We start from the raw sequence: 23,118 nt of genomic DNA, 5'->3' as shown, positions 1-23,118 counted from the left end.
GCCCCATGCCCACCATGCTGCTGCTGCGCCACGGCAGGACCACCGCCAACTCCGCCGGACTGCTCGCCGGGCGAGCCCCCGGCACCGCCCTCGACGACTTCGGCCACGAGCAGGCAGCCGCGCTGCCCGGGCGGCTGGCCGGGGTGCCGCTGGCCGCCGCCGTGCACAGCCCGCTCCAGCGCTGCGTGGAGACCCTGGCGCCGCTGCGCGCCGCCCGCCCCGACCTGCCGGTGTACGAGGAGGAGCGGGTCATCGAGTGCGACTACGGCGAGTGGACCGGCCGCGCGCTGCGCGAACTCGCCGAGCAGCCCCTGATGGCCACCGTCCGCACCCGGCCCTCCGCCGTACGCTTCCCCGGCGGCGAGGCCCTGCGCGGGATGGCCGAGCGGGTGGTCGCCGCCGCGCAGGAGTGGGACGCCCGCATCGCCCGCGAGCACGGCGAGGCCGCGGTGTGGCTGCTGTGCACCCACGGCGACAACATCAAGGCGCTGGTCGCCGACGCCCTCGGCCTCCACCTCGACCACTTCCAGCGCATCGCCCCGCACCCGGCCTCCGTCACCGCCATCCGCTACGGCGACCACCCCCTGCTGCTGCGGTTCGGCGACACGGGCGATCTGCGCGAGTTCGTACCGCACACCCCGGCGGGTGAACGCGACCGCACCGCCGAGACCGAGGCGCCGGTCGGGGGCGGTGCCTAGGCACCGTGATCGTGTCGCGCAGTAGGGTGCCAGTGTCGCCAGACAACAGTCCGCCATCGACCCAACGGAGCAGTACGTGTCCCGTCAGGTGTTCCTCTATGACCCTCCGGAACGATTCGTCGCCGGGACGGTCGGACTGCCTGGCCGGCGCAGCTTCTTCCTGCAGGCCACGGCCGGCCCCCGCACCACCAGCGTCGCCCTGGAGAAGGCCCAGGTCGAGGCGCTCGCCCAGCGCATCGACGAACTGCTTGACGAAGTGGTGCGCCGCTCCGGCGGGTCCACCACCGTCCCGGCCGTCGCCCCCACCGAGGTCGCCGACACCGGGCCGCTCCAGGTGCCCGTCGAGGAGGAGTTCCGGGTCGGCACCATGGCCCTGGCCTGGGACGGCGACAACGAGCGGATGATCGTGGAGGCCCAGGCCCTGGTGGAGCTGGAGGCCGACTCCGAGGAGGAGTTCGCCGAGGCCGAGGAGCGGCTGCTGCGGGACGACGAGAACGGCCCGCCCATGCTGCGGGTGCGGCTGTCCGGCACCATGGCCCGTGCCTTCGCCAAGCGCGCCCTGGAGGTGGTGGGGGCGGGGCGCCCGCCGTGCCCCCTGTGCAGCCTGCCGCTCGACCCGGAGGGACATGTATGCCCGCGCCAGAACGGGTACCGGCGCAGCCGGACATGACACCCGACCCCCACGAGGACGCCGCCAAGATCCTCGCGCACGGCACGCTCACCGTGCTCGGCCGGATCCCGGACGCCTCCAACGCGGTCCTGTACGCCACCGCCGAACTCGGTGGCCGGCAACTGGCCTGCGTGTGCAAGCCGGTGGCCGGCGAGCGCCCGCTGTGGGACTTCCCGAGGGCAATCTGGCCCGCCGTGAGGTCGCCGCGTACGAGGTGTGCCGCGCGCTGGGCTGGGACCTGGTGCCGCCGACCGTGCTGCGCGAGGGGCCGCACGGCGAGACCATGTGCCAGCTGTGGGTGGGCCCCGACCCGCGCGACGCCCCGGAACCGGAGGCGGGGGAGGCGCAGGACACGGACGGCGCCGAGCCCGGTCCGCCCTCCGAACTGCTTGCCCTGACCGATGGTACCGAGCCCGAGCCCGGCTGGCGGGCGATCGGCCAGGTGGAGACCGGCGACGGCACCCTGGCACTGCTGGTGCACGCGGACGACGAACGGCTGCGCCGCGTCGCCGTCCTGGACGCGGTGATCAACAACGGCGACCGCAAGGGCGGCCATCTGCTGCCCCAGCCCGACGGCCGGCTGTACGGCATCGATCACGGGGTGACCTTCCACACCGAGAACAAGCTGCGCACGCTGCTGTGGGGCTGGGCGGGCGAGCCGCTGCCGGACGGCGTGCCCCAGGCGCTGCGGAGGCTGTCGGACGCGCTGGCCGACCCGGACAGCGAGCCGGCCACCCGGATCGCGGAGCTGATCAGCCCCGCCGAGTACGCCGCGCTGCGCGAGCGCGTCGCGGAACTGCTGCGCACCGGCCGTCATCCGCTCCCCGGCGGCGAGTGGCCCGCCATCCCCTGGCCGCTGATCTGAACACCGGCCGGGGAACCGTGCCACGCCCCCGGCGGGAGCCCCTGACCGGGCCCGCCGTGTAAGCCGGGGCGTGGGCGGATAGGCTCGTGGCATGTATGCCTGGCCCGCCTCCGAGGTCCCCGCGCTGCCTGGTCAGGGCCGCGACCTCAGGATTCATGACACCGCCACCGGGAGCCGGGTGACCCTCACCCCCGGGCCCGTGGCCCGGCTCTACGTCTGCGGAATCACCCCCTACGACGCCACTCACCTGGGCCACGCGGCCACCTACACCGCGTTCGACCTCGTGCAGCGGGTCTGGCTGGACACGGGGCGGCAGGTGCACTACGTACAGAACGTCACCGACATCGACGACCCGTTGCTGGAGCGGGCGGTGGCCACCGGCGAGGACTGGACGGCGCTCGCGCTGCGCGAGACCGAGCTGTTCCGCGAGGACATGACCGCGCTGCGGATGCTGCCGCCCGCCCACTACGTCGGGGCGGTGGAGGCCATACCGGGCATCGTGCCGCTGGTGGAGCGGCTGCGCGAGCAGGGCGCCGCCTACGAACTCGACGGTGACATCTACTACTCGGTGGCCGCCGACGAGCACTTCGGGAAGGTCTCGGGGCTCGACGCGGCGACCATGCGCGCGCTGTCCGCCGAACGCGGCGGCGACCCGGACCGCCCCGGCAAGAAGAACCCTCTCGATCCGCTGCTGTGGCTGGCCGCCCGCCCCGGCGAGCCCTCCTGGGACGGCGGCAGCCTGGGCCCGGGGCGCCCCGGCTGGCACATCGAGTGCGTGGCGATCGCCCTGGAGCACCTGGGCATGGGCTTCGACGTGCAGGGCGGCGGCTCCGACCTGGCCTTCCCGCACCACGAGATGGGCGCCTCGCACGCCCAGACGCTCACCGGTGAGTACCCGTTCGCCGCCAGCTATGTGCACGCGGGCATGGTCGGGTACCAGGGCGAGAAGATGTCCAAGTCGCGGGGCAATCTGGTCTTCGTCTCCCAGCTGCGGCGCGACGGCGTCGACCCGGCCGCCCTCCGGCTGGCGCTGCTGTCACGGCACTACCGCGCCGACTGGGAGTGGACACCCGCGGTGCTGGAGGAGGCCGAGCAGCGGCTGGCCCGCTGGCGGGCGGCGGTCTCCCGCCCCGACGGGCTGGCCGCGCTCGACCTGGTCGAGGAGATCAGGGAGGCGCTGGCCGACGATCTGGACGCACCGGCCGCGCTCGCGGCCGTTGACCGCTGGGCCGCGGCCCAGCTGGCGGACGGCGGCGAGGACACCGGCGCCCCCGGCATCGTCTCGCGGGCCGTGGACGCCCTGCTCGGCGTCGCCCTGTGACCGGCAGGCGCACCCGCCGCGGCCGGCACTGACGGCGGACCGGGCCCGTACGCACCGCGTACGGGCCCGGATCGATGCGCGTAAACCGGACGGACGTTACTCGCCCGGCTCGGCCGGGCCCCCGCCGCCCTCCGCCGTCGGCGGCGGTCCGGCGTCGCTCTCCGGCTTGCGGCGCCGGCGCGGCCGGGCCCGCCCGCTGCTCGGATCCTTCAGGAACGGCCCTGCGCCGCCCGGCTCCCCGGGGCCCGGCTCCTGCGGCCCGCCCCGGCGCCGCAGATAGCGCTCGAACTCCTTGGCGATCGCCTCGCCCGACGCCTCCGGCAGCTCCGCCGTGTCGCGCGCCTGCTCCAGGGACTGGACGTACTCCGCCACCTCGCTGTCCTCGGCGGCCAGTTGGTCCACTCCCAGCTGCCAGGCGCGGGCGTCCTCGGGCAGATCGCCCAGCGGGATGCCCACCCCCAGCAGATCCTCCAGCGCGTTCAGCAGGGCGAGGGAGGCCTTCGGGTTGGGCGGCTGCGAGACGTAGTGCGGTACCGAGGCCCACAGGCTGACCGCGGGGAACCCGGCGTGGGCGCACGCCTCCTGGAAGATGCCCACGATGCCGGTCGGCCCCTCGTACCGGGACTCCTCCAGGTCCAGCGAGCGGGCCAGCTCCTCGTCCGAGGTGACACTGGTGACCGGTACCGGCCGGGTGTGCGGGGTGTCGCCCAGCAGCGCGCCGAGCACCACCACCATCTCCACGCCCAGCTCGTGGGCGAAGCCCAGCAGCTCGTTGCAGAACGACCGCCAGCGCATGCTCGGCTCGATGCCGCGTACCAGCACCAGGTCGCGCCGTCTGCCGGAGCCCCCGGTCGCGCCGCCGCGGATCACGGAAAGCCGCGTGGTCGGCCAGGTGATCCGGCGCACGCCGTCGTCCAGCCAGATGAGCGGGCGGTTGACCTGGAAGTCGTAGTAGTCCTCGGCGTCCAGCGCCGCGAACACCTCGCCCTTCCACTCCCGCTCCAGATGCGCGACCGCGGCGGAGGCGGCGTCGCCGGCATCATTCCAGCCTTCGAACGCGGCCACCATGACCGGGTCGACCAGCTCGGGAACTCCCTCGAGCTCGATCACCCAGCGCCTCCTTCCGGCCGGGTCGGGGTGGTATGCCCGGCCCGGCTGCCGTTTGTCTTCCGTGCGGCCCAGCCTACGGCGTCACCGTTCCCAGGCCACGGCCTTTGTACGCATCGGATCGGCGGGCCGGGACCGGGCACGGGAGTGCGGCGGCGCGCTCTCAGCCCTCCCGGCGGGCCAGCACGGCGGCCACCTTCTCCCGCACCTCCTCGGTGTCCAGGCCACGGATGGTGACAGTGGTGCGGCGGCGCAGCACGTCGTCCACCGTCTGGGCCCACTCCTGGTCGCGGGCGTAGACGACCTGGGCCCAGATCTCGGGGCCCGCCGGGTGGATGCGCTCGCCGAGCGCCGGGTCCCGGCGCACCAGGTCCGCGATCTCCAGGGCGAGCGAGCCGTAGTGGGTGGCCAGATGGCGCGCGGTCAGCGGATCCATCCGGCCGCCCGGCTCGCTGTCCACCAGCAGCCGGTGCGCGACCGCGTTGGGGTTGGCGACCCCGGGCAGCGGGGCGCGGCGCACCAGCTCCCGTACCGGCTCCATGTCCTCGGCGATGCCGAGCCCCGGCAGCTTGGCGAGTTTGGCCAGCACCGTACGGCCGATGTGCCGGTAGGTGGTCCACTTGCCGCCGGCCACCGACAGCATCCCGCCGCGACCCTCGGTGACGACGGTCTCGCGCTTGGCGGACTCCACCCCGCCCGGCCCGCCGGGCAGTACGCGCAGTCCGGCGAAGGCGTAGGTGAGCAGGTCGCGGTCGAGCTGGGTGTCGCGCACCGACAGCGCGGCCTCGGCCAGGATCTGCTGGATGTCGGCCTCGGTGGCGCGCACCTCGCCCGGGTCGCCCTCGTACGGCTCGTCGGTGGTGCCCAGCAGCAGCTGGTCCTCCCAGGGGAGGGCGAAGGTGATGCGGTACTTGTCGACCGGGGTGGCGAGCGCGGCGCGCCAGGGGGCGGTGCGGCGCAGCACGATGTGGGCGCCCTTGGAGAGCCGGACGCTGGGCGCGGCGCCGGGGTGTTCCAGGCGGCGCAGGTGGTCCACCCAGGGGCCGGTGGCGTTGAGCACCAGGCGGGCACTGATGCCGAACTCGGTGCCGTCGACACGGTCGCGGACCTCGGCGCCGGTGACCCGGCCGTGGGTGAAGCGCAGCCCGGTGACCTCGGCGTGGTTGAGGACGGCGGCGCCGGCGGCGACGGCGGCGCGCACCGTGAGGACGGCGACGCGGGCGTCGTTCATCTGGTGGTCGCCGTATACCGCCACGGCCTTGAGGTTGTCGGTGCGCAGCGCCGGGTTGGCGGCGGCGGCCTTGGCGGGGGAGATGATCCGGCCGACCCCGTCGCCGAAGGCGGACAGCGCCGAGTAGGCGAACACCCCGGCGCCGAGCTTGGCGGCGCCGTGCGGGCCGTCCTTGTAGACGGGGAGGTGGAAGGTGAGCGGGTTGACCAGGTGCGGGGCCACGTCCTTGGCGAGCACCCGGCGCTCGTGGTGGTTCTCGGCCACCAGCCTGACCGCGCCGGTCTGGAGGTAGCGCAGTCCGCCGTGCACCAGCTTGGAGGAGGCGGAGGAGGTGGCGCCGGCGAAGTCGCCGGCGTCCACCATCGCCACCCGCAGCCCCGACTGCGCGGCGTGCCAGGCCACCGAGGTGCCCAGGATGCCGCCGCCGATCACCAGCAGATCGTAGGCGGAGCCGGCCAGCCGCTCCCGGGTCTCGGTGCGGCCGGCGGCCGGGGTCGCGGATATCGCGGCCCCGGAGGCGTCCGTGGTGTGCTGCGGGGTGTTCATCGGTTCTCAGTCCTCCTCTTCGAGCCAGCCCATGGTCCGCTGCACGGCCTTGAGCCAGAGCTTGTACTCGCGGTCGCGGTCGGCCGCGTCCATCTCCGGGGTCCACTCGGCCGCCCGGCGCCAGTTGGCGCGCAGCTCGCTGACGTCCGACCAGAAGCCGACGGCGAGTCCGGCCGCGTAGGCGGCCCCCAGACAGGTGGTCTCGGAGACCATGGGCCGCACCACCGGCGCGTCCAGGAAGTCCGAGATGTTCTGCATCAGCAGGTTGTTGGAGGTCATGCCTCCGTCGACCCGCAGCGAGGTGAGCTCGACGCCGGAGTCCTTCTTCATGGCGTCGACGATCTCGCGGGTCTGCCAGGCGGTGGCCTCCAGCACCGCGCGGGCGATGTGCGCCTTGGTGACATAGCGGGTCAGCCCGGCGATGACGCCGCGCGCGTCCGAACGCCAGTAGGGGGCGAACAGGCCGGAGAACGCCGGTACGAAGTACGCGCCACCGTTGTCCTCCACCGTCCTGGCCAGGGTCTCGATCTCGGCCGCCGAGTGGATGATGCCCATCTGGTCGCGCATCCACTGCACCAGGGCGCCGGTGATCGCGATGGACCCCTCCAGCGCGTACACCGTGGGCTGGTCACCGATGCGGTAGCCGACGGTGGTCAGCAGCCCGGCGTACGAGTTGACGGCCTCGGTGCCGGTGTTCATCAGCAGGAACGTGCCGGTGCCGTACGTGGACTTGGCCTCGCCGACGTCGTAGCAGGTCTGCCCGAACAGCGCCGCCTGCTGGTCGCCGAGCGCGGAGGCCACCGGCACCCCGTCCAGCGGGCCGCCCTTGGCGTGGCCGTAGACCTCGGCCGAGGAGCGGATCTCGGGCAGCACGGCGGCGGGCACCTGCATCGAGGACAGGATGCGCTCGTCCCAGTCCATGGTGCGCAGGTTCATCAGCATGGTGCGCGAGGCGTTGGTGACGTCGGTGACGTGCCGCCCGCCGTCGACGCCGCCGGTGAGGTTCCAGATCACCCAGGAGTCCATGGTGCCGAACAGCAGGTCGCCGCGTTCGGCGCGCTCGCGCAGCCCTTCGACGTTGTCGAGCAGCCAGCGGATCTTGGGCCCGGCGAAGTAGGCGGACAGCGGCAGCCCGGTCTCGCGGCGGAAGCGGTCCTGGCCCACGTTGCGGCCCAGTTCGCGGCAGAGCGCGTCGGTGCGGGTGTCCTGCCAGACGATGGCGTTGTGCACCGGCTCGCCGGTACGGCGGTCCCACAGCAGGGTGGTCTCGCGCTGGTTGGTGATGCCGATGGCCTTGACGTGGTCCTTGGTGATCTGGGCCTTGTCCAGGGCCCCGGCGACCACTTCCTGGACGTTGGCCCAGATCTCCGCGGCGTTGTGCTCCACCCACCCGGGCTTGGGGAAGATCTGTTCGTGCTCCTTCTGGTCGACCGAGACGATGCGTCCGTCGTGGTCGAAGACGATGCACCGGGAGGAGGTGGTGCCCTGGTCGATGGCGGCGATGTACTGGCGCTGCCCGGAGGAGAAGTCGGGGTCGTGCGTCTCGCTCATGCGGTCGGCTCCTGATCTTTCGGTACGGGGGGCGGGACGGGCGGCCTGCGGGTCAGAACACCAGCTGGTGGATACCGGCCGCGGCGGCTCCGCCGAGCATCGGACCGACCACCGGGACCCAGGAGTAGGACCAGTCGGAGCCGCCCTTGTTGGGCAGTGGCAGCAGCGCGTGGACGATGCGCGGGCCCAGGTCACGGGCCGGGTTGATGGCGTATCCGGTCGGACCGCCCAGGGACAGGCCGATGCCGAGGACGGTGAGGGCCACCAGCAGGCCGCCGATGGCGGTGACCTGGAGGGCGTCGTTGACGCCGGTGGCCAGTACGACGGAGACCAGGACGAAGGTGCCCAGGATCTCGGTGGCCACGTTCTGCCAGTAGACCCGGATCTCGGGGGCGGTGGAGAAGATGCCGAGCACCGGTCCGGGCTCGCCGCGCGTCGCGGCGCGCCGCTCACGCGTCGGGCGCGGTTCGTCGTACGCCCGTACGCCGGGGGTGCGGGAGCCGCCCTCCTCCTCGCGGTCGGTGAGATGGGCGTGGAAGTGGCCGTAGTAGCCGATCCACACGCCGATGGCGCCCAGCATCGCGCCGGTGAACTGGCCCAGGATGTAGACCCAGAACTGGCTCCATCCGCCGTGCACGATCATGATGCCGAGGGTGACGGCCGGGTTCAGGTGCGCCCCGGAGATCTCGGTGGAGACGTACACGCCGGCGAGCACGGCGATACCCCACCCGAAGGTGATCGCGACCCAGCCGGCGCCGAACGCCTTGGATTTCTTCAGCACGACACCGGCGACGACACCGGCGCCGAGCAGGATCAGTACGGCGGTGCCGAGCACCTCGCCGTAGAAGATTTCGGAGTTGGACACCCGTGACTCCTTTGTCCTTTGTCCAGCGGACCAGGTAGAGCTCCGTCCGGTGTTCGACAATGTCGACCACTGAACGCGAGTTTTCTCTTCAGTGAGGCTGCCGTCAAGGGATGTGATGCAAGGAACGACAGAGAGCTGACGAATGTCCGTATTGTTCTAGAATCGACCGGATCCGAGGTCGCGCGACACGGATCGCGCGCAGTCCCGCACCGCCGCGATCAGCCGGGGGCGCAGCTCGCCGTCCTCCTGCATCCGCTCCACGGCACCGGTGATGCCCACCGCGCCCACCGGCATCCGCCGCCGGTCCAGGATCGGGGCCGCCACCGAGGCGACCCCGTCCCACGTCTCGCCGACGTCACCGGCCCAGCCGCGGGCCCTGATCGTGTCGAGATCCCGGTCGAAGGCCACCGGATCCACCACGGTGCGATCCGTGATCGCGGCGAAGCCCGCCTCGACGGCCTCGTTGTGCGCCACCGGGTCGTAGGCCGCGAGCACCTTGCCCAGCGCCGTGCTGTGCAGCGGCTGCATCGCCCCGACCTCCAGCACCTGCCGGGAGTCGTCGGGCCGGAAGACGTGGTGGACGATCAGCACCCCGCGCTGGTGCAGCACCCCCACATAGGCGCTCTCGCCACTGGAGCGGGCCAGGTCGTCCGTCCACACCAGCGCCCTGGCCCGCAGTTCGTGCACATCCAGGTAGCTGTTGCCCAGCCGCAGCAACTCGGCGCCCAGCTGGTACTTGCCCGAGGACGCGTCCTGCTCGACGAAGCCCTCCTGCTGGAGGGTGCGCAGCAGCCCGTGCGTGGTGGCCTTGGCCAGACCGATGGACGAGGCGATGTCGGACAGGCCCAGCCGCCGCTCGCCGCCGGCCAGCAGCCGCAGCACCGCGGCGGCCCGTTCCAGTGACTGAATGGTCCGCGCCATGAGACGCCTCCTGCCGTTCACGCCCTCAGCGGGCCCTGCCGCCCGCTCGCACCATTCGACAATGCCGAACATCATCCGGTGATGTCGATAGCACCGGGGATGTCATGAGTCTACGACCGTCCCACTCCCCGGAAGGCTCCGGGAATCCGCCACCACTGCGGATACGCTGAGCGAGTGCCTCCCCCGCGGGAGCGCATAGCCGACAGCCGTCGCACACCAGGAGCACCTTCATGGCCTCGCCCATCCTGTCCCCGCACACCCAGGCCGACCGCGCCGCCGCACTGCGCCGGGCCTTCGCCTCCCGCGTCGTCGTCGCCGACGGCGGCATGGGCACCATGCTCCAGGCCGCCGAGCCCTCCCTGGACGACTTCCAGCAGCTGGAAGGGTGCAACGAGGTCCTGAACGTCACCCGCCCGGACATCGTGCGCTCCGTCCACCAGGAGTACTTCGACGCCGGCGTGGACTGCGTGGAGACCAACACCTTCGGCGCCAACCTCGCCGCCCTCGGCGAGTACGACATCCCCGAACGCATCGCCGAACTCTCCGAGGCCGGTGCCCGCATCGCCCGCGAGACCGCCGACGACTGCGCCGCCCGCGACGGACGGCAGCGCTGGGTACTGGGCTCCATCGGCCCCGGCACCAAGCTGCCCACCCTCGGCCACATCCGCTACGCCGACCTGCGCGACGCGTACCAGCGGAACGCGGAGGGGCTGATCGCCGGCGGCGCCGACGCCCTGCTGGTGGAGACCGCCCAGGACCTGCTCCAGACCAAGGCCGCCGTGCTCGGCGCCCGCCGCGCCGTGGCCGCCACCGGCGTCGACCTGCCGCTCGTCGTCCAGGTCACCGTCGAGACCACCGGCACCATGCTGCTGGGCTCCGAGATCGGCGCCGCCCTCACCGCCCTGGAACCGCTGGGCATCGACATGATCGGCCTGAACTGCGCCACCGGGCCGGCCGAGATGAGCGAGCACCTGCGCTATCTCTCCCAGCACGCCACCATCCCCATCTCCTGCATGCCCAACGCCGGGCTGCCCGTCCTCGGCAAGGACGGCGCCCACTACCCGCTGGGCCCCGCCGAGCTCGCCGACGCCCACCAGACCTTCATCGGCGAATTCGGCCTCTCCCTGATCGGCGGCTGCTGCGGCACCACCCCCGAGCACCTGCGACAGGTCGTGGAGCGGGTGCGCGGGCTGACCCCCGGCGCGCGCGACCCGCGCCCCGAGCCCGGCGCCGCCTCCCTCTACCAGACCGTGCCGTTCCGGCAGGACGCCTCGTACCTCGCCATCGGCGAGCGCACCAACGCGAACGGCTCCAAGAAGTTCCGTGAGGCCATGCTGGAGGGCCGCTGGGAGGACTGCGTCGAGCTGGCCCGCGAACAGATCCGCGAGGGCGCCCACCTGCTCGACCTGTGCGTGGACTACGTCGGCCGCGACGGCGCCGCCGACATGTCCGAACTGGCCGGCCGGCTCGCCACCGCCTCCACCCTGCCCATCGTGCTGGACTCCACCGAGCCCGCCGTCCTGGAGGCCGGCCTGGAGCGGCTCGGCGGCCGGGCCGTCATCAACTCCGTGAACTACGAGGACGGCGACGGCCCCGACTCGCGGTTCGCCAAGGTCACCCGGATGGCGGTGGAGCACGGCGCGGCCCTGATGGCCCTCACCATCGACGAACGCGGCCAGGCCCGCACCCCCGAGGACAAGGTCGCCATCGCCGAGCGCATCATCGCCGACCTCACCGGCAACTGGGGCGTGGCCGAGAGCGACATCATCATCGACTGCCTCACCTTCACCATCTGCACCGGCCAGGAGGAGTCCCGCCGCGACGGGGTGCACACCATCGAGGCCATCAGGGAACTGAAGAGGCGCCACCCCCAGGTGCAGACCACGCTGGGCCTGTCCAACATCTCCTTCGGCCTCAACCCGGCGGCCCGGCTCGTCCTCAACTCGGTCTTCCTCGACGAATGCGTCAAGGCCGGCCTGGACTCCGCCATCGTGCACGCCGCCAAGATCCTGCCCATCGCCCGGATCGAGGACGAACAGGTCCAGGTCGCCCTCGACCTCATCCACGACCGGCGCCGTGAGGGCTACGACCCGCTCCAGCGCTTCCTCGAACTCTTCGAGGGCGTGGACGCCAAGTCCATGCGGGCCGGCAAGACCGAGGAACTGCTCGCCCTGCCCCTGGAGGAGCGGCTGCGCCGGCGCATCGTCGACGGCGAGCGCAAGGGCCTGGAGGCCGACCTGGACGAGGCGCTCACCACCCGCCCCGCCCTGGAGATCGTCAACGACACCCTGCTGGAAGGCATGAAGACGGTCGGCGAGCTGTTCGGTTCGGGACAGATGCAGCTGCCCTTCGTGCTCCAGTCCGCCGAGGTCATGAAGACCGCCGTCGCCCACCTCGAACCGCACATGGAGAAGTCCGACGACGAGGGCAAGGGCACCATCGTGCTCGCCACCGTGCGCGGCGACGTCCACGACATCGGCAAGAACCTGGTCGACATCATCCTGTCCAACAACGGCTACAACGTCGTCAACCTCGGCATCAAGCAGCCGGTGACCGCCATCCTGGACGCCGCCGAGGAACACCGCGCCGATGTCATCGGGATGTCCGGGCTGCTGGTGAAGTCCACGGTGATCATGAAGGAGAACCTGGAGGAGCTCAACCAGCGCGGCATGGCCGCCGACTACCCGGTCATCCTCGGCGGCGCCGCCCTCACCCGCGCCTATGTCGAGCAGGACCTGCACGAGGTCTACCAGGGCGAGGTCCGATACGCCCGCGACGCCTTCGAGGGCCTGCGGCTGATGGACGCCCTGATCGCCGTCAAGCGCGGCGTGCCCGGCGCCACCCTCCCCGAGCTGAAGAAGCGCCGGGTCGCCGCCCGCCCCGCCGCCCTGCCGCAGGAGGACACCGAGGAGCCGGTGGGCCGCTCGGCCACCGCCACCGACGTACCGCTGCCCACCGCGCCGTTCCTCGGCACCCGCGTCATCAAGGGCATCCCGCTCAAGGACTACGCCGCCTGGCTGGACGAGGACGCCCTCTTCAAGGGCCAGTGGGGGCTCAAGGGCAGCCGCAGCGGCGCGGGCCCCGACTACGAGGAACTGCTGGAGACCGAGGGACGCCCCCGGCTGCGCGGCTGGCTGGACCGGCTGCACACCGACAACCTCCTGGAAGCGGCCGTCGTCTACGGCTACTTCCCCTGCCACGCCGAGGGCCAGGACCTGGTGATCCTCGACGAGGAAGGCAAGGAACGCACCCGCTTCACCTTCCCCCGCCAGCGCCGCGGCCGGCGGCTGTGCCTGGCCGACTTCTTCCGCCCGGCGGAGAGCGGCGAGACAGACGTGGTCGCCCTGCAGGCCGTCACCGTCGGCTCCCGGGTCTCCGGCGCCACCGCCGAACTGTTCGCCGCCGACGCCTACCGCGACTATCTGGAGCTGCACGGGCTGTCCGTCCAGCTCGCCGAGGCGCTCGCCGAGTTCTGGCACGCCCGGGTCCGCGCCGAACTGGGCATCGGCGGCTCCGACCCGGCCGCCCTGGCCGGGATGTTCCGCACCGAGTACCAGGGCTGCCGGTACTCCCTGGGCTACCCCGCCTGCCCCGACCTGGAGGACCGCGCCAAGATCGCCGAGCTGCTCCAGCCCGAGCGGATCGGGGTCACCCTGTCCGAGGAGTTCCAGCTGCACCCCGAGCAGTCCACCGACGCGATCATCCTGCACCACCCCGAGGCCAACTACTTCAACGCCCGCTGATCCCCGGGAACCGGCCGAACAGGTGTCTGCCCGGGCGAACCACCCCACAGCACCGTAGAATGATCTGTCCGGTAAGCGGCCGGTCGTTCCCCTCCCGATCCGGAGGGGTGACGACCGGCCGTCCTGCTCCCCGAAGGGACCACGGATGACCAGTTCCCCATCCATCATCGACACCGCCGCCGTCGCGGGCCCGCTGCCGCAGGCCGTGCTGCTGGACATGGACGGCACCCTGGTGGACACCGAGGGATTCTGGTGGGACGCCGAGGTCGAGGTCTTCGCCGGCCTGGGTCACACCCTGGCCGAGGAGTACCGGGCGGTCGTGGTGGGCGGGCCGATGACCCGCAGCGCCGGCTTCCTCATCGAGGCCACCGGCGCCGACATCACCCTGGACGAGGCGCGGGACGCCCTGAACGCCGCCTTTCTGCGCCGCCTGGACCAGGGGATCGCGCTCATGCCCGGCGCCCACCGGCTGCTGACCGAGCTGGCCGTGCACCGGGTGCCCACCGCCCTGGTCTCCGCCTCGCACCGCACCGTCATCGACCGGATGCTGGGCTCCATCGGCGCCCACCACTTCGCGCTGACCGTCGCGGGCGACGAGCTGACCCGCACCAAGCCGCACCCGGACCCGTATCTCACCGCCGCCGCCGGGCTCGGCGCCGACCCGGCGCGCTGCGTGGCCGTGGAGGACACCCTCACCGGCGTCGCCTCCGCCGAGGCCGCCGGGTGCCAGGTCATCGCGGTGCCCTCGGTGGCGCCCGTGCCCCCCGCCCCGGGGCGAACCGTGGTCACCTCACTGGAGGAGATCAGCGTCGGGTTCCTGCGCGCCCTGCACCACCGCGCCCCGGCCCGGGGCCACGCCCGCGCGGCCGACCCGGTCTGACGGTGCCGGCCGCGCCCGTGCCCCGCGCGTCGTGCCCGCGGGGCGGGTGTCAGTTGCCGGGCCGCACCAGGCCGCTCTCGTAGGCGTACACCGCGGCCTGCACCCGGTCGCGCAGCTGGAGCTTGGTCAGCACATGGCCCACATGCGTCTTGACCGTGGTCTCGCTCACGAACAGATCCGCCGCGATCTCCGCGTTGGAGAGCCCGCGCGCCACCAGCTTCAGCACCTCCACCTCGCGCTCGGTCAGCGTGCCCAGCGCGTGCGGCACCGCCTCCTCCCCCGAGGGCAGCTTCCCCGCGTACTTGTCCAGCAGCCGCCGCGTCACGCTCGGCGCCAGCATCGCCTCGCCCGCCGCCACCACCCGGATCGCCTGCACCAGCTCGGCGGCCGGCGCGTCCTTGAGCAGAAAACCGGCGGCCCCCGCCCGCAGCGCCTCGATCACGTACTCGTCCAGATCGAAGGTGGTCAGCACCAGCACCCTGGCCGGGCCGTTCCGCTGCGGCCCGGTGATCCGCCGCGTGGCCTCCACCCCGTCCATCCGGGGCATCCGGATGTCCATCAGCACCACATCGGGCTGCAGGGCCCGCACCTGGTCCAGGGCCTGGAGCCCGTCGCCGGCCTCGCCGACCACGGCCACATCGCCCTCGGCCTCCAGGATCATCCGGAAACCGGTACGCAGCAGCGGCTGATCGTCGACCAGCAGAACGCGGATGGGCATGGACCAACCCCTCGATCAGACGGCAGGCGGCACCATTCTCGCCCACACCCCCGTGGCTCAGCCCTCCGGGAGGTCACCCTCGCGCTCCTCGCCCGCCCGGGGGCCCGGCACCTCCAGCGGCAGCGACGGCTGGATGGTCAGCGGGTACGGCGGGGGAGTGCCGCCGAACTCCGGGCAGCGCGACTGGTGGTCGCACCAGCCGCACAGCCGGCCCGGCTTCGGCCGCCAGTCCCCGCTCTCGGTGGCCCGCCGGATCGCCTCCCACAGCGCCAGCAGCTTGCGCTCCACCGCCGCCAGATCGCTCTCCTGCGGGTCCAGGGTCAGCACATCGCCGCTGCCCAGATACACCAGCTGGAGCCGCTTGGGCACCTCACCGCGCAGCCGCCACAGCACCAGCGCGTAGAACTTCATCTGGAACAGCGCGTCCGCCGCGTACTCCGGGCGCGGCGCCTTGCCCGTCTTGTAGTCGACGATGCGCACCTCGCCGGTCGGCGCGATGTCCACCCGGTCGATCACCCCGCGCAGCCGCAGCCCCGACTCCAGCTTCGTCTCCACCCACAGCTCACGCTCGGCCGGCTGCAGCCGGGTGGGGTCCTCCAGCGAGAACCAGCGCTCCACCAGACCCTCGGCCTCCGTCAGCCAGCCCGCCAGCCGCTCCTGGTCCAGCGCCCCCGGCTCCGCGTCCTGCGACTCGTCCGCGAAGAGCTGCGCCAGCTCCGGGCGCTTCTTCAGCAGCCGCTGCCACTCCCGCATCACCATCGCCTTGGCCCGGGGCACACTGCGCTGCCCGGCCGGCGCGTCGAACACCCGCTCCAGCACGGCGTGGACAACCGTTCCCCTGGTGGCCGCCGCGCTCGGCGCCTCGGGCAGTTTGTCGATCACCCGGAAGCGGTAGAGCAGGGGGCACTGCATGAAGTCGGCGGCCCGGGAGGGCGAGAGGGACGAAGTACGCGCGGTGGCTGACGCTTCCATGTCCGGAACCCTACGGGGCGTCACTGACAGCGGGGCGCTTACCATCGACTCCACAGCCGACCCGCCTCTCCCGCGAGGTCACACCCAGCAAGGGGAATTGGTGCCAGACTCCGAAAGCGACCGGACATCGGGGCCCGACAGCCCGGCCCGCCCGCAGGGCTCCGGCGAGAAGCCCGGCGGTTCCAAGGGGGCCGGCGGCGGCCTGCTGATGGGGCGCGTCTTCGGCGTGCCGATCTATGTCGCGCCCAGCTGGTTCCTCGTCGCGGCCCTGATCACCTGGTTCTTCGGAAACCAGCTGGACCGGGTGCTGCCCGACCTCGGCGCGGGCCGCTACCTCGTCTCCCTGTTCTTCGCGGTCGCCTTCTACGCCTCGGTGCTGGTGCACGAACTCGCCCACACCTACGCCGCCATCCGCTTCGACCTCCCGGTGCGCCGCATCCAGCTCCAGTTCTTCGGCGGCGTCTCCGAGATCGAGAAGGAGTCCCAGACCCCCGGCCGCGAGTTCGTGCTGGCCGGCGTCGGCCCGCTGCTCTCCCTCGTGCTGGGCGGCGTCTTCTGGGCCGGCATGCTCACCGTCGAACGCGACACCGTTCCCGGCGTCCTCCTCGCCGGCCTGATGATCTCCAACGTCATCGTCGCCGCCTTCAACCTGCTGCCCGGCCTTCCGCTGGACGGCGGACGGATGCTGCGCGCCGTGGTGTGGCGGCTCAGCGGCAGCCCCATGACCGGCACCGTGGTCGCCGCCTGGACCGGCCGGGTGCTCGCCGTGGTGGTGCTGATCGGCTTCCCGCTGACCACTCACCTCACCGGCGTCACCGACCGCGACTCCTACACCGGCGTGGACTCGCTGACCGACGCACTGCTGGCCGCCATCCTCGCCGCCATCATCTGGACCGGCGCCGGCAACAGCCTGAAGATGGCCCGGCTGCGCGAACGGCTGCCCGCCCTCAACGCCCGCGTCCTCACCCGGCGGGCCGTCCCGGTCAGCGCGCAGACCCCGCTGTCCGAGGCACTGCGCCGCGCCAACGACGCCGGCGCCCGCGCCCTGGTGGTGGTCGACGGCCAGGGAGCCCCCGTCGCGCTGGTCCGCGAGGCCGGCATCGCCTCCGTCCCCGAACGGCGCCGCCCCTGGGTCGCGGTCTCCGCCCTCGCCCAGGACCTGGAGGACGGGATGCGGGTGCCCGCCGACCTCACCGGCGAGGCACTCCTGGACCACCTGCGGGCCACCCCGGCCACCGAGTACCTGGTGGTCGAGGAGAACGACGAGATCTACGGCGTGCTGTCCACCACCGACGTGGAACGCGCCTTCATGGACGCCATGACGGGGCCCGCCGCCCGCCGCTGACCACCGCCGTCCGCCTCCCCGCGCACGGCGGCCCTCCCGCCCTGCACTAGGCTGACCCCCATGTCCGAACCGACCGGTGCCGCCCGCCGACGCGGGCCCTTCCAGGTCGGGGACCAGGTACAGCTCACCGATCCCAAGGGCCGCCACTACACCTTCACGCTCGAAGCCGGGAAGAGCTTCCACACCCACAAGGGTGCCTTCCCGCACGACGAGCTGATCGGCGCCCCCGAAGGAACCGTTGTCCGCACCACGGGGAACGTCGCCTATCTCGCGCTGCGCCCCCTGCTCCCCGACTACGTCCTGTCCATGCCCCGCGGTGCCGCCGTGGTCTACCCCAAGGACGCGGGGCAGATCCTGGCCATGGCCGACATCTTCCCGGGCGCCCGGGTCGTCGAGGCCGGCGTGGGCTCCGGCTCGCTCAGCACCTTCTTGCTGCGCGCGATCGGCGACCAGGGCATGCTGCACTCCTACGAGCGCCGCGCCGACTTCGCCAAGATCGCCCAGGAGAACGTGGAGCGCTACTTCGGCTCCCCGCACCCCGCCTGGCAGCTGACGGTCGGTGACCTCCAGGACAACCTGTCCGACACCGAGGTGGACCGGGTCATCCTGGACATGCTCGCCCCCTGGGAGTGCGTGGACGCCGTCGCCAAGGCGCTGGTCCCCGGCGGGATCGTGTGCGCGTACGTGGCCACCACCACCCAGCTGGCACGCACCGTGGAGACGCTCCGCGAGCACGGCAACTTCAACGAGCCGACCGCCTGGGAGACCATGCTGCGCACCTGGCACGTGGAGGGCCTGGCGGTCCGCCCGGACCACCGGATGATCGGGCACACCGGCTTCCTGGTCACCGCCCGCCGGCTGGCCGACGGGGTGGAGCCCCCGCGCCGCCGCCGCCGCCCGGCCCCCGGCGCGTACGGCTCCGACTACACCGGCCCGGGTTCGTCGAGTGCCGCCGGGACCGCTGCCACCGCAGCCGAGGCCGCCACCGGTGGCCCCGCGGAGGAAACGGACGCGTAAACCCCCCGCCGTATCCCGGTGATGTGAGGTGTGGCACGATGCCGGGACCTGCCAACGCGCAGGTCCCGGCATCGAGTTGTCTCCACCTCCCCGCCCCAGGAGTCTTCCGCGTGCAGTCACCGGCAGGCGCAGCACTTCCTTCCCCCAGTGGCCGACCCGTGCACTGGCTCATCACCGCCGCCGCGGTCGCCGCCCTCACCGCGGCCGCAGCCTGGATCGGCCCCGGCGGTGCCGCCGCGAAAGCGCCGGCGGCCGCCCGGGGAGGCCCGGACCCCGCCGCCGCCGACTACCCGGTGGACTGCGGCCCGTACGGCATCACCGTCACCGACCACGCTGTGAGCGACCTGGACGGCGACGGCGTCCCGGAGACCATCGCCGCCGTGCACTGCGACGCGGGGGCCGGCAGCCCGCCGCACGGTCTGTACGTCCTGACCGACCCCGCCCGCGGCGCGAGCGGGCCCCGGGTCGCGCTCACCCTGGTGGACCCGGCCGAGGGCATGATGCTGGAGAACCTGACGGTCAGCGGTGGCACCGTGTCGGTACGGCTGCTCGGCTACTCCTCGGTGGACGTTCCGCGTTCCGCCCCCGACCAGCGCCGCGACGTCGCGTGGGAGTGGACGGCCGGCACCCTGGCGCTGCGCGCGGCCCCGCCGCCCGGCAGCTACTGAATGTTCCCGCCGACCCCGCCGTCCGGCCGTGCGCTGGAGTACGCTCGGCCGTGACCGGCACCGACGACGCGGCTACGGGGCGTTCACGCGTCCACGACGGCGTCCGGGCCGTACACCTCGGTCTGGTCCGCCGTCCTGCGCACGTGAATGCACTCACCTGGGCATTCCCTGGCCGAGTCGATCACTTCCCGCAGCAGTGTCAGCGGCACCGGCGCGGTGGCACCGGGAGCGGTGAGCAGATCGGCCTCCTGGCCGGCCGGCGCCGGCGGCTTCACGTACGCGAGCCCGTCGATGTCCAGCTCGAAGACCTCCGGGGCGTACTGCGCGCAGATGCCGTCGCCCGTGCACAGATCCTGGTCGATCCAGACTTCCAGGTCTCCGGATTCATTCCGCGCGGTCATGTGGCCTGCCAATCCTTGAGGGTGTGAAACAAAGAGAGCCATCCCTGCCGGGTGTTGACCGCTTACGACCATACAACCGTCCGCTTTCCACTCGCCCGGGGTGGGTATTCCCTGCCATGAGGGAGTGCGCAAGGGTGAAGATCGGATCCACCTCGACCGTCTTTGTGATCTAGGGGTTTCGAACCGCACCGGTCCAGGTAGGGTCTGGAAGCGTCCAGCTCCCTTTGGAGGAGGTGAGGACCGTGGCATCCCACGATGACGACAGCAACCGCGGCATCCGGCCCGGTCGGGCATCCGACGACCCGTCCCGGCAGCTTGCCGATCTTGAGCAGGAGATCACCGTCCTGCGCCGAAAGCTGGCCGACTCTCCGCGGCACACTCGGGTTCTCGAGGAGCGGATCGTCGAGCTGCAGACCAATCTGGCCGGCGTGTCCGCGCAGAACGAGCGGCTCGCCACTACCCTCCGCGAGGCCCGTGACCAGATCGTCGCCCTCAAGGAAGAGGTCGACCGCCTGGCGCAGCCCCCGGCCGGTTTCGGCGTCTTCCTGCACGCCAACGAGGACGACACCGCGGACATCTTCACCGGGGGCCGCAAGCTCCGGGTGAATGTCAGCCCCAATATCGAACTGGACAAGCTGCGGCGTGGCCAGGAGGTCATGCTCAACGAGGCGCTCAACGTGGTCGCGGCCATGGAGTTCGAGAGCGTCGGCGAGATCGTCACCCTCAAGGAGGTCCTCGAGGACGGCGAGCGCGCCCTGGTCGTCGGGCACACCGACGAGGAACGCGTCGTACGGCTGGCCGAGCCGCTGCTGGCCTCCGGAATCGTGCTGCGCTCCGGCGACGCCCTGCTGCTGGAGCCCCGCTCCGGTTACGTGTTCGAGGTCGTGCCCAAGAGCGAGGTCGAGGAGCTCATCCTCGAAGAGGTCCCCGACATCGACTACAACAAGATCGGTGGTCTGGGCGGCCAGATCGAGCTGATCAGGGACGCGGTGGAGCTGCCGTACCTGCACCCGGACCTGTTCCGGGAGCACGAGCTGCGGCCGCCCAAGGGCGTCCTGCTGTACGGCCCGCCCGGCTGCGGCAAGACGCTGATCGCCAAGGCGGTGGCCAACTCGCTGGCCAAGAAGGTCGCCGAGGTCACCGGACAGCCCGCGGGGAAGAGCTTCTTCCTCAACATCAAGGGCCCCGAACTGCTCAACAAGTACGTCGGCGAGACCGAGCGGCACATCCGGCTGGTCTTCCAGCGGGCCCGCGAGAAGGCCAGCGAGGGAACGCCGGTCATCGTCTTCTTCGACGAGATGGACTCCCTCTTCCGCACCCGCGGCTCCGGGGTCAGCTCGGACGTGGAGAACACCATCGTCCCGCAGCTGCTCTCCGAGATCGACGGTGTGGAGGGCCTGGAGAACGTCATCGTGATCGGCGCCTCCAACCGCGAGGACATGATCGACCCGGCGATCCTGCGCCCCGGCCGGCTCGACGTGAAGATCAAGATCGAACGTCCGGACGCCGAGGCGGCCCAGGACATCTTCTCCAAGTACCTCACCCCGCGGCTTCCGCTGCACTCCGAGGACCTGGAGGAGCACCACGGCAACGCCGAGGCCGCGGTCGCCGGAATGATCCAGACCGTGGTCGAGCAGATGTACGCGGAGACCGAGGAGAACCGCTTCCTGGAAGTCACCTACGCCAATGGTGACAAGGAAGTGCTGTACTTCAAGGACTTCAACTCCGGGGCCATGATCCAGAACATCGTGGACCGGGCCAAGAAGATGGCCATCAAGGCATTCCTGGACCAGAATCAGAAGGGCCTGCGCGTCTCCCACCTCCTCGCCGCCTGCGTGGACGAGTTCAAGGAGAACGAGGACCTGCCCAACACCACCAACCCCGACGACTGGGCCCGGATCTCCGGAAAGAAGGGTGAGCGGATCGTCTTCATCCGCACCCTGGTCACCGGAAAGAAGGGCGCCGACACCGGCCGTTCCATCGACACGGTGGCGAACACGGGTCAATACCTGTAGTAGCGAAACATCCGGCTGCGGGACATGCGACGGCATGACCCGCAGCCGGACGTTTCTCCCAAGGAGGGCCGCATGACTGTACGGCGAGTGATGGGCATCGAAACGGAGTACGGCGTCTCCGTCCCCGGCCACCCGAACGCCAACGCCATGCTCAGCTCCTCCCAGGTCGTGAACGCCTACGCGGCGGCCATGCACCGGGCCCGGCGAGCACGCTGGGACTTCGAGGAGGAGAACCCGCTGCGCGACGCCCGCGGGTTCGATCTGGCACGCGACAACGCCGACGCCAGCCAGCTCACGGACGAGGACATCGGCCTCGCCAATGTCATCCTCACCAATGGCGCCCGGCTCTACGTCGACCACGCCCATCCGGAGTACAGCGCCCCCGAGACCACCAGCCCGATGGACGCCCTGCTGTGGGACAAGGCGGGCGAACGCATCATGGCCGAGGCCGCCCGCCGCGCCGCCGAGGTGCCCGGGTCCCAGCCCATCCAGCTCTACAAGAACAACACCGACAACAAGGGCGCCTCCTACGGCACCCACGAGAACTACCTGATGAAGCGGGAGACGCCGTTCTCCGACATCGTGCGCCATCTGACGCCGTTCTTCGTCTCCCGGCAGGTGATCTGCGGCGCCGGCCGGGTCGGGATCGGCCAGGACGGCAGCGAGCACGGCTTCCAGCTCTCCCAGCGCGCCGACTACTTCGAGGTCGAGGTGGGCCTGGAGACCACCCTCAAGCGGCCCATCATCAACACCCGGGACGAGCCGCACGCGGACGCCGAGAAGTACCGGCGGCTGCACGTGATCATCGGCGACGCCAATCTGGCGGAGGTCTCCACCTATCTGAAGCTGGGCACCACCGCCCTGGTGCTCTCCATGATCGAGGACGGCTTCATCGCGGTGGATCTCGCCGTGGACCAGCCGGTGCGCACCCTGCACCGGGTCAGCCACGACCCCTCGCTGCGCAAACTGGTCACCCTGCGCAGCGGGCGCAAGCTCACCGCCGTACAGCTGCAGATGGAGTACTACGAGCTGGCCCGCAAATACGTGGAGGAGCGCTGGGGCGCGGACGCCGATCCGCAGACCACGGATGTGCTCAGCCGCTGGGAGGACGTGCTGGGCAAGCTGGAGACCGATCCGATGAGCCTGGCCGGTCAGCTCGACTGGGTGGCCAAGCGGGAGCTGATGGAGGGCTACCGGCGCCGCGACTCGCTGGGCTGGGACGCGGCCCGGCTGCACCTGGTGGATCTCCAGTACGCGGATGTGCGTCCCGACAAGGGCCTGTACAACCGGCTGGCCGCCCGCGGCCGGATCACCCGGCTGCTGGACGAGGAGGATGTGCTGCGGGCCCAGGGCAGCCCGCCCGAGGACACCCGCGCCTACTTCCGCGGCCGCTGTCTCGAACAGTACGCCGATGACGTGGCCGCCGCCTCCTGGGACTCGGTGATCTTCGATCTGCCGGGCCGGGATTCCTTGCAGCGCGTGCCCACCATGGACCCGTTGCGGGGTACCCGGGAACATGTGAAGGACCTGCTGGACGCCAGTGCCAGCGCACAGGACCTGCTCCGGGCGCTGTCCGGGGGCTGA

The 23,118-nt window shown here is 71.7% G+C and carries 18 protein-coding genes and 1 pseudogene; 11 read left to right on the top strand and 8 right to left on the bottom strand.

Annotated elements, in window-relative coordinates:
- The first annotated feature begins 5 nt into the window (after window positions 1-5).
- The 4 genes and pseudogenes from SXIM_RS02455 to mshC all read left to right on the top strand — a co-directional run bounded on the left by SXIM_RS02455 (window position 6) and on the right by mshC (window position 3,554).
- Entirely contained in the window at window positions 6-698 is a 693-nt protein-coding gene (locus tag SXIM_RS02455) for an MSMEG_4193 family putative phosphomutase (RefSeq protein ID WP_030727489.1), read from the top strand.
- 76 nt (window positions 699-774) lie between these two features.
- On the top strand, window positions 775-1,368 hold the full coding sequence (locus SXIM_RS02450) for a DUF3090 domain-containing protein (protein ID WP_030727487.1): 594 nt from the start codon (window positions 775-777) through the stop codon (window positions 1,366-1,368).
- Window positions 1,329-2,233, top strand: a pseudogene (locus SXIM_RS02445) (SCO1664 family protein). Before SXIM_RS02450 ends, SXIM_RS02445 begins: the two are co-directional and overlap by 40 nt.
- A gap of 91 nt (window positions 2,234-2,324) precedes the next feature.
- The gene (gene mshC / locus SXIM_RS02440; protein WP_030727482.1) at window positions 2,325-3,554 is read left to right on the top strand and encodes a cysteine--1-D-myo-inosityl 2-amino-2-deoxy-alpha-D-glucopyranoside ligase; all 1,230 of its coding nucleotides are present in this window, start codon (window positions 2,325-2,327) and stop codon (window positions 3,552-3,554) included.
- Between the two features lie 96 nt (window positions 3,555-3,650).
- Here mshC and SXIM_RS02435 read toward each other — a convergent pair whose 3' ends face one another.
- The 5 genes from SXIM_RS02435 to SXIM_RS02415 all read right to left on the bottom strand — a co-directional run bounded on the left by SXIM_RS02435 (window position 3,651) and on the right by SXIM_RS02415 (window position 9,775).
- Window positions 3,651-4,664 carry a PAC2 family protein gene (locus SXIM_RS02435; RefSeq protein WP_030727479.1) on the bottom strand — a complete coding sequence of 338 codons (1,014 nt, stop codon included), beginning with the start codon at window positions 4,662-4,664 and terminating at the stop codon, window positions 3,651-3,653.
- A 160-nt stretch (window positions 4,665-4,824) separates the two neighbouring features.
- A complete protein-coding gene (locus SXIM_RS02430; protein ID WP_030727470.1) occupies window positions 4,825-6,438 on the bottom strand; it encodes a glycerol-3-phosphate dehydrogenase/oxidase in 1,614 nt (537 codons plus the stop codon).
- Between the two features lie 6 nt (window positions 6,439-6,444).
- Window positions 6,445-7,989: a glycerol kinase GlpK gene (glpK, locus tag SXIM_RS02425; RefSeq protein WP_046722805.1), complete on the bottom strand. Its 1,545-nt coding sequence runs from the start codon at window positions 7,987-7,989 to the stop codon at window positions 6,445-6,447.
- 52 nt (window positions 7,990-8,041) lie between these two features.
- A complete protein-coding gene (locus tag SXIM_RS02420) occupies window positions 8,042-8,854 on the bottom strand; it encodes an MIP/aquaporin family protein (RefSeq protein ID WP_030727465.1) in 813 nt (270 codons plus the stop codon).
- A gap of 156 nt (window positions 8,855-9,010) precedes the next feature.
- Window positions 9,011-9,775: an IclR family transcriptional regulator gene (locus tag SXIM_RS02415; protein WP_030727462.1), complete on the bottom strand. Its 765-nt coding sequence runs from the start codon at window positions 9,773-9,775 to the stop codon at window positions 9,011-9,013.
- 230 nt (window positions 9,776-10,005) lie between these two features.
- Between SXIM_RS02415 and metH the strand changes: the two genes are divergently transcribed.
- Together metH and SXIM_RS02405 are read left to right on the top strand one after the other, a co-directional pair.
- Window positions 10,006-13,518 (top strand): methionine synthase, encoded by a 3,513-nt coding sequence (gene metH / locus SXIM_RS02410; protein WP_046722803.1) that lies wholly within the window; start codon window positions 10,006-10,008, stop codon window positions 13,516-13,518.
- Between the two features lie 145 nt (window positions 13,519-13,663).
- Window positions 13,664-14,398, top strand: a complete 735-nt coding sequence (locus SXIM_RS02405) for an HAD family hydrolase (protein WP_046722802.1) — start codon at window positions 13,664-13,666, stop codon at window positions 14,396-14,398.
- A gap of 49 nt (window positions 14,399-14,447) precedes the next feature.
- On the opposite strand, the gene SXIM_RS02400 is transcribed toward SXIM_RS02405, so the two are convergent.
- Both SXIM_RS02400 and SXIM_RS02395 read right to left on the bottom strand, forming a co-directional pair.
- Entirely contained in the window at window positions 14,448-15,116 is a 669-nt protein-coding gene (locus tag SXIM_RS02400) for a response regulator (protein WP_030727452.1), read from the bottom strand.
- Window positions 15,117-15,173: 57 nt separating this feature from the next.
- A complete protein-coding gene (locus SXIM_RS02395; protein ID WP_046722801.1) occupies window positions 15,174-16,088 on the bottom strand; it encodes a RecB family exonuclease in 915 nt (304 codons plus the stop codon).
- Window positions 16,089-16,188: 100 nt separating this feature from the next.
- Here SXIM_RS02395 and SXIM_RS02390 point away from each other — a divergent pair, with 100 nt between their 5' ends.
- The 3 genes from SXIM_RS02390 (at window position 16,189) to SXIM_RS02380 (ending at window position 19,118) form a co-directional block, all read left to right on the top strand.
- Entirely contained in the window at window positions 16,189-17,433 is a 1,245-nt protein-coding gene (locus SXIM_RS02390) for a site-2 protease family protein (protein ID WP_030727447.1), read from the top strand.
- 60 nt (window positions 17,434-17,493) lie between these two features.
- Complete coding sequence (locus SXIM_RS02385) at window positions 17,494-18,450, top strand: tRNA (adenine-N1)-methyltransferase (protein WP_030727444.1); 957 nt, start codon at window positions 17,494-17,496, stop codon at window positions 18,448-18,450.
- 158 nt (window positions 18,451-18,608) lie between these two features.
- Window positions 18,609-19,118, top strand: coding sequence for a hypothetical protein (locus SXIM_RS02380; RefSeq protein ID WP_078846813.1), 510 nt, complete (start codon window positions 18,609-18,611; stop codon window positions 19,116-19,118).
- Window positions 19,119-19,201: 83 nt separating this feature from the next.
- On the opposite strand, the gene SXIM_RS02375 is transcribed toward SXIM_RS02380, so the two are convergent.
- The gene (locus tag SXIM_RS02375; protein WP_030727438.1) at window positions 19,202-19,519 is read right to left on the bottom strand and encodes a ferredoxin; all 318 of its coding nucleotides are present in this window, start codon (window positions 19,517-19,519) and stop codon (window positions 19,202-19,204) included.
- 242 nt (window positions 19,520-19,761) lie between these two features.
- On the opposite strand from SXIM_RS02375, the gene arc reads away from it, so the two are divergent.
- A complete protein-coding gene (gene arc, locus SXIM_RS02365; protein ID WP_030727434.1) occupies window positions 19,762-21,534 on the top strand; it encodes a proteasome ATPase in 1,773 nt (590 codons plus the stop codon).
- Between the two features lie 72 nt (window positions 21,535-21,606).
- Window positions 21,607-23,118: a depupylase/deamidase Dop gene (gene dop / locus SXIM_RS02360; RefSeq protein ID WP_030727431.1), complete on the top strand. Its 1,512-nt coding sequence runs from the start codon at window positions 21,607-21,609 to the stop codon at window positions 23,116-23,118.

It is taken from the genome of Streptomyces xiamenensis, assembly GCF_000993785.3.
Taxonomy (GTDB): domain Bacteria; phylum Actinomycetota; class Actinomycetes; order Streptomycetales; family Streptomycetaceae; genus Streptomyces; species Streptomyces xiamenensis.
Note: the sequence above shows the minus strand (reverse complement) of the source record. Positions and strands in the feature narration are given on the sequence as shown.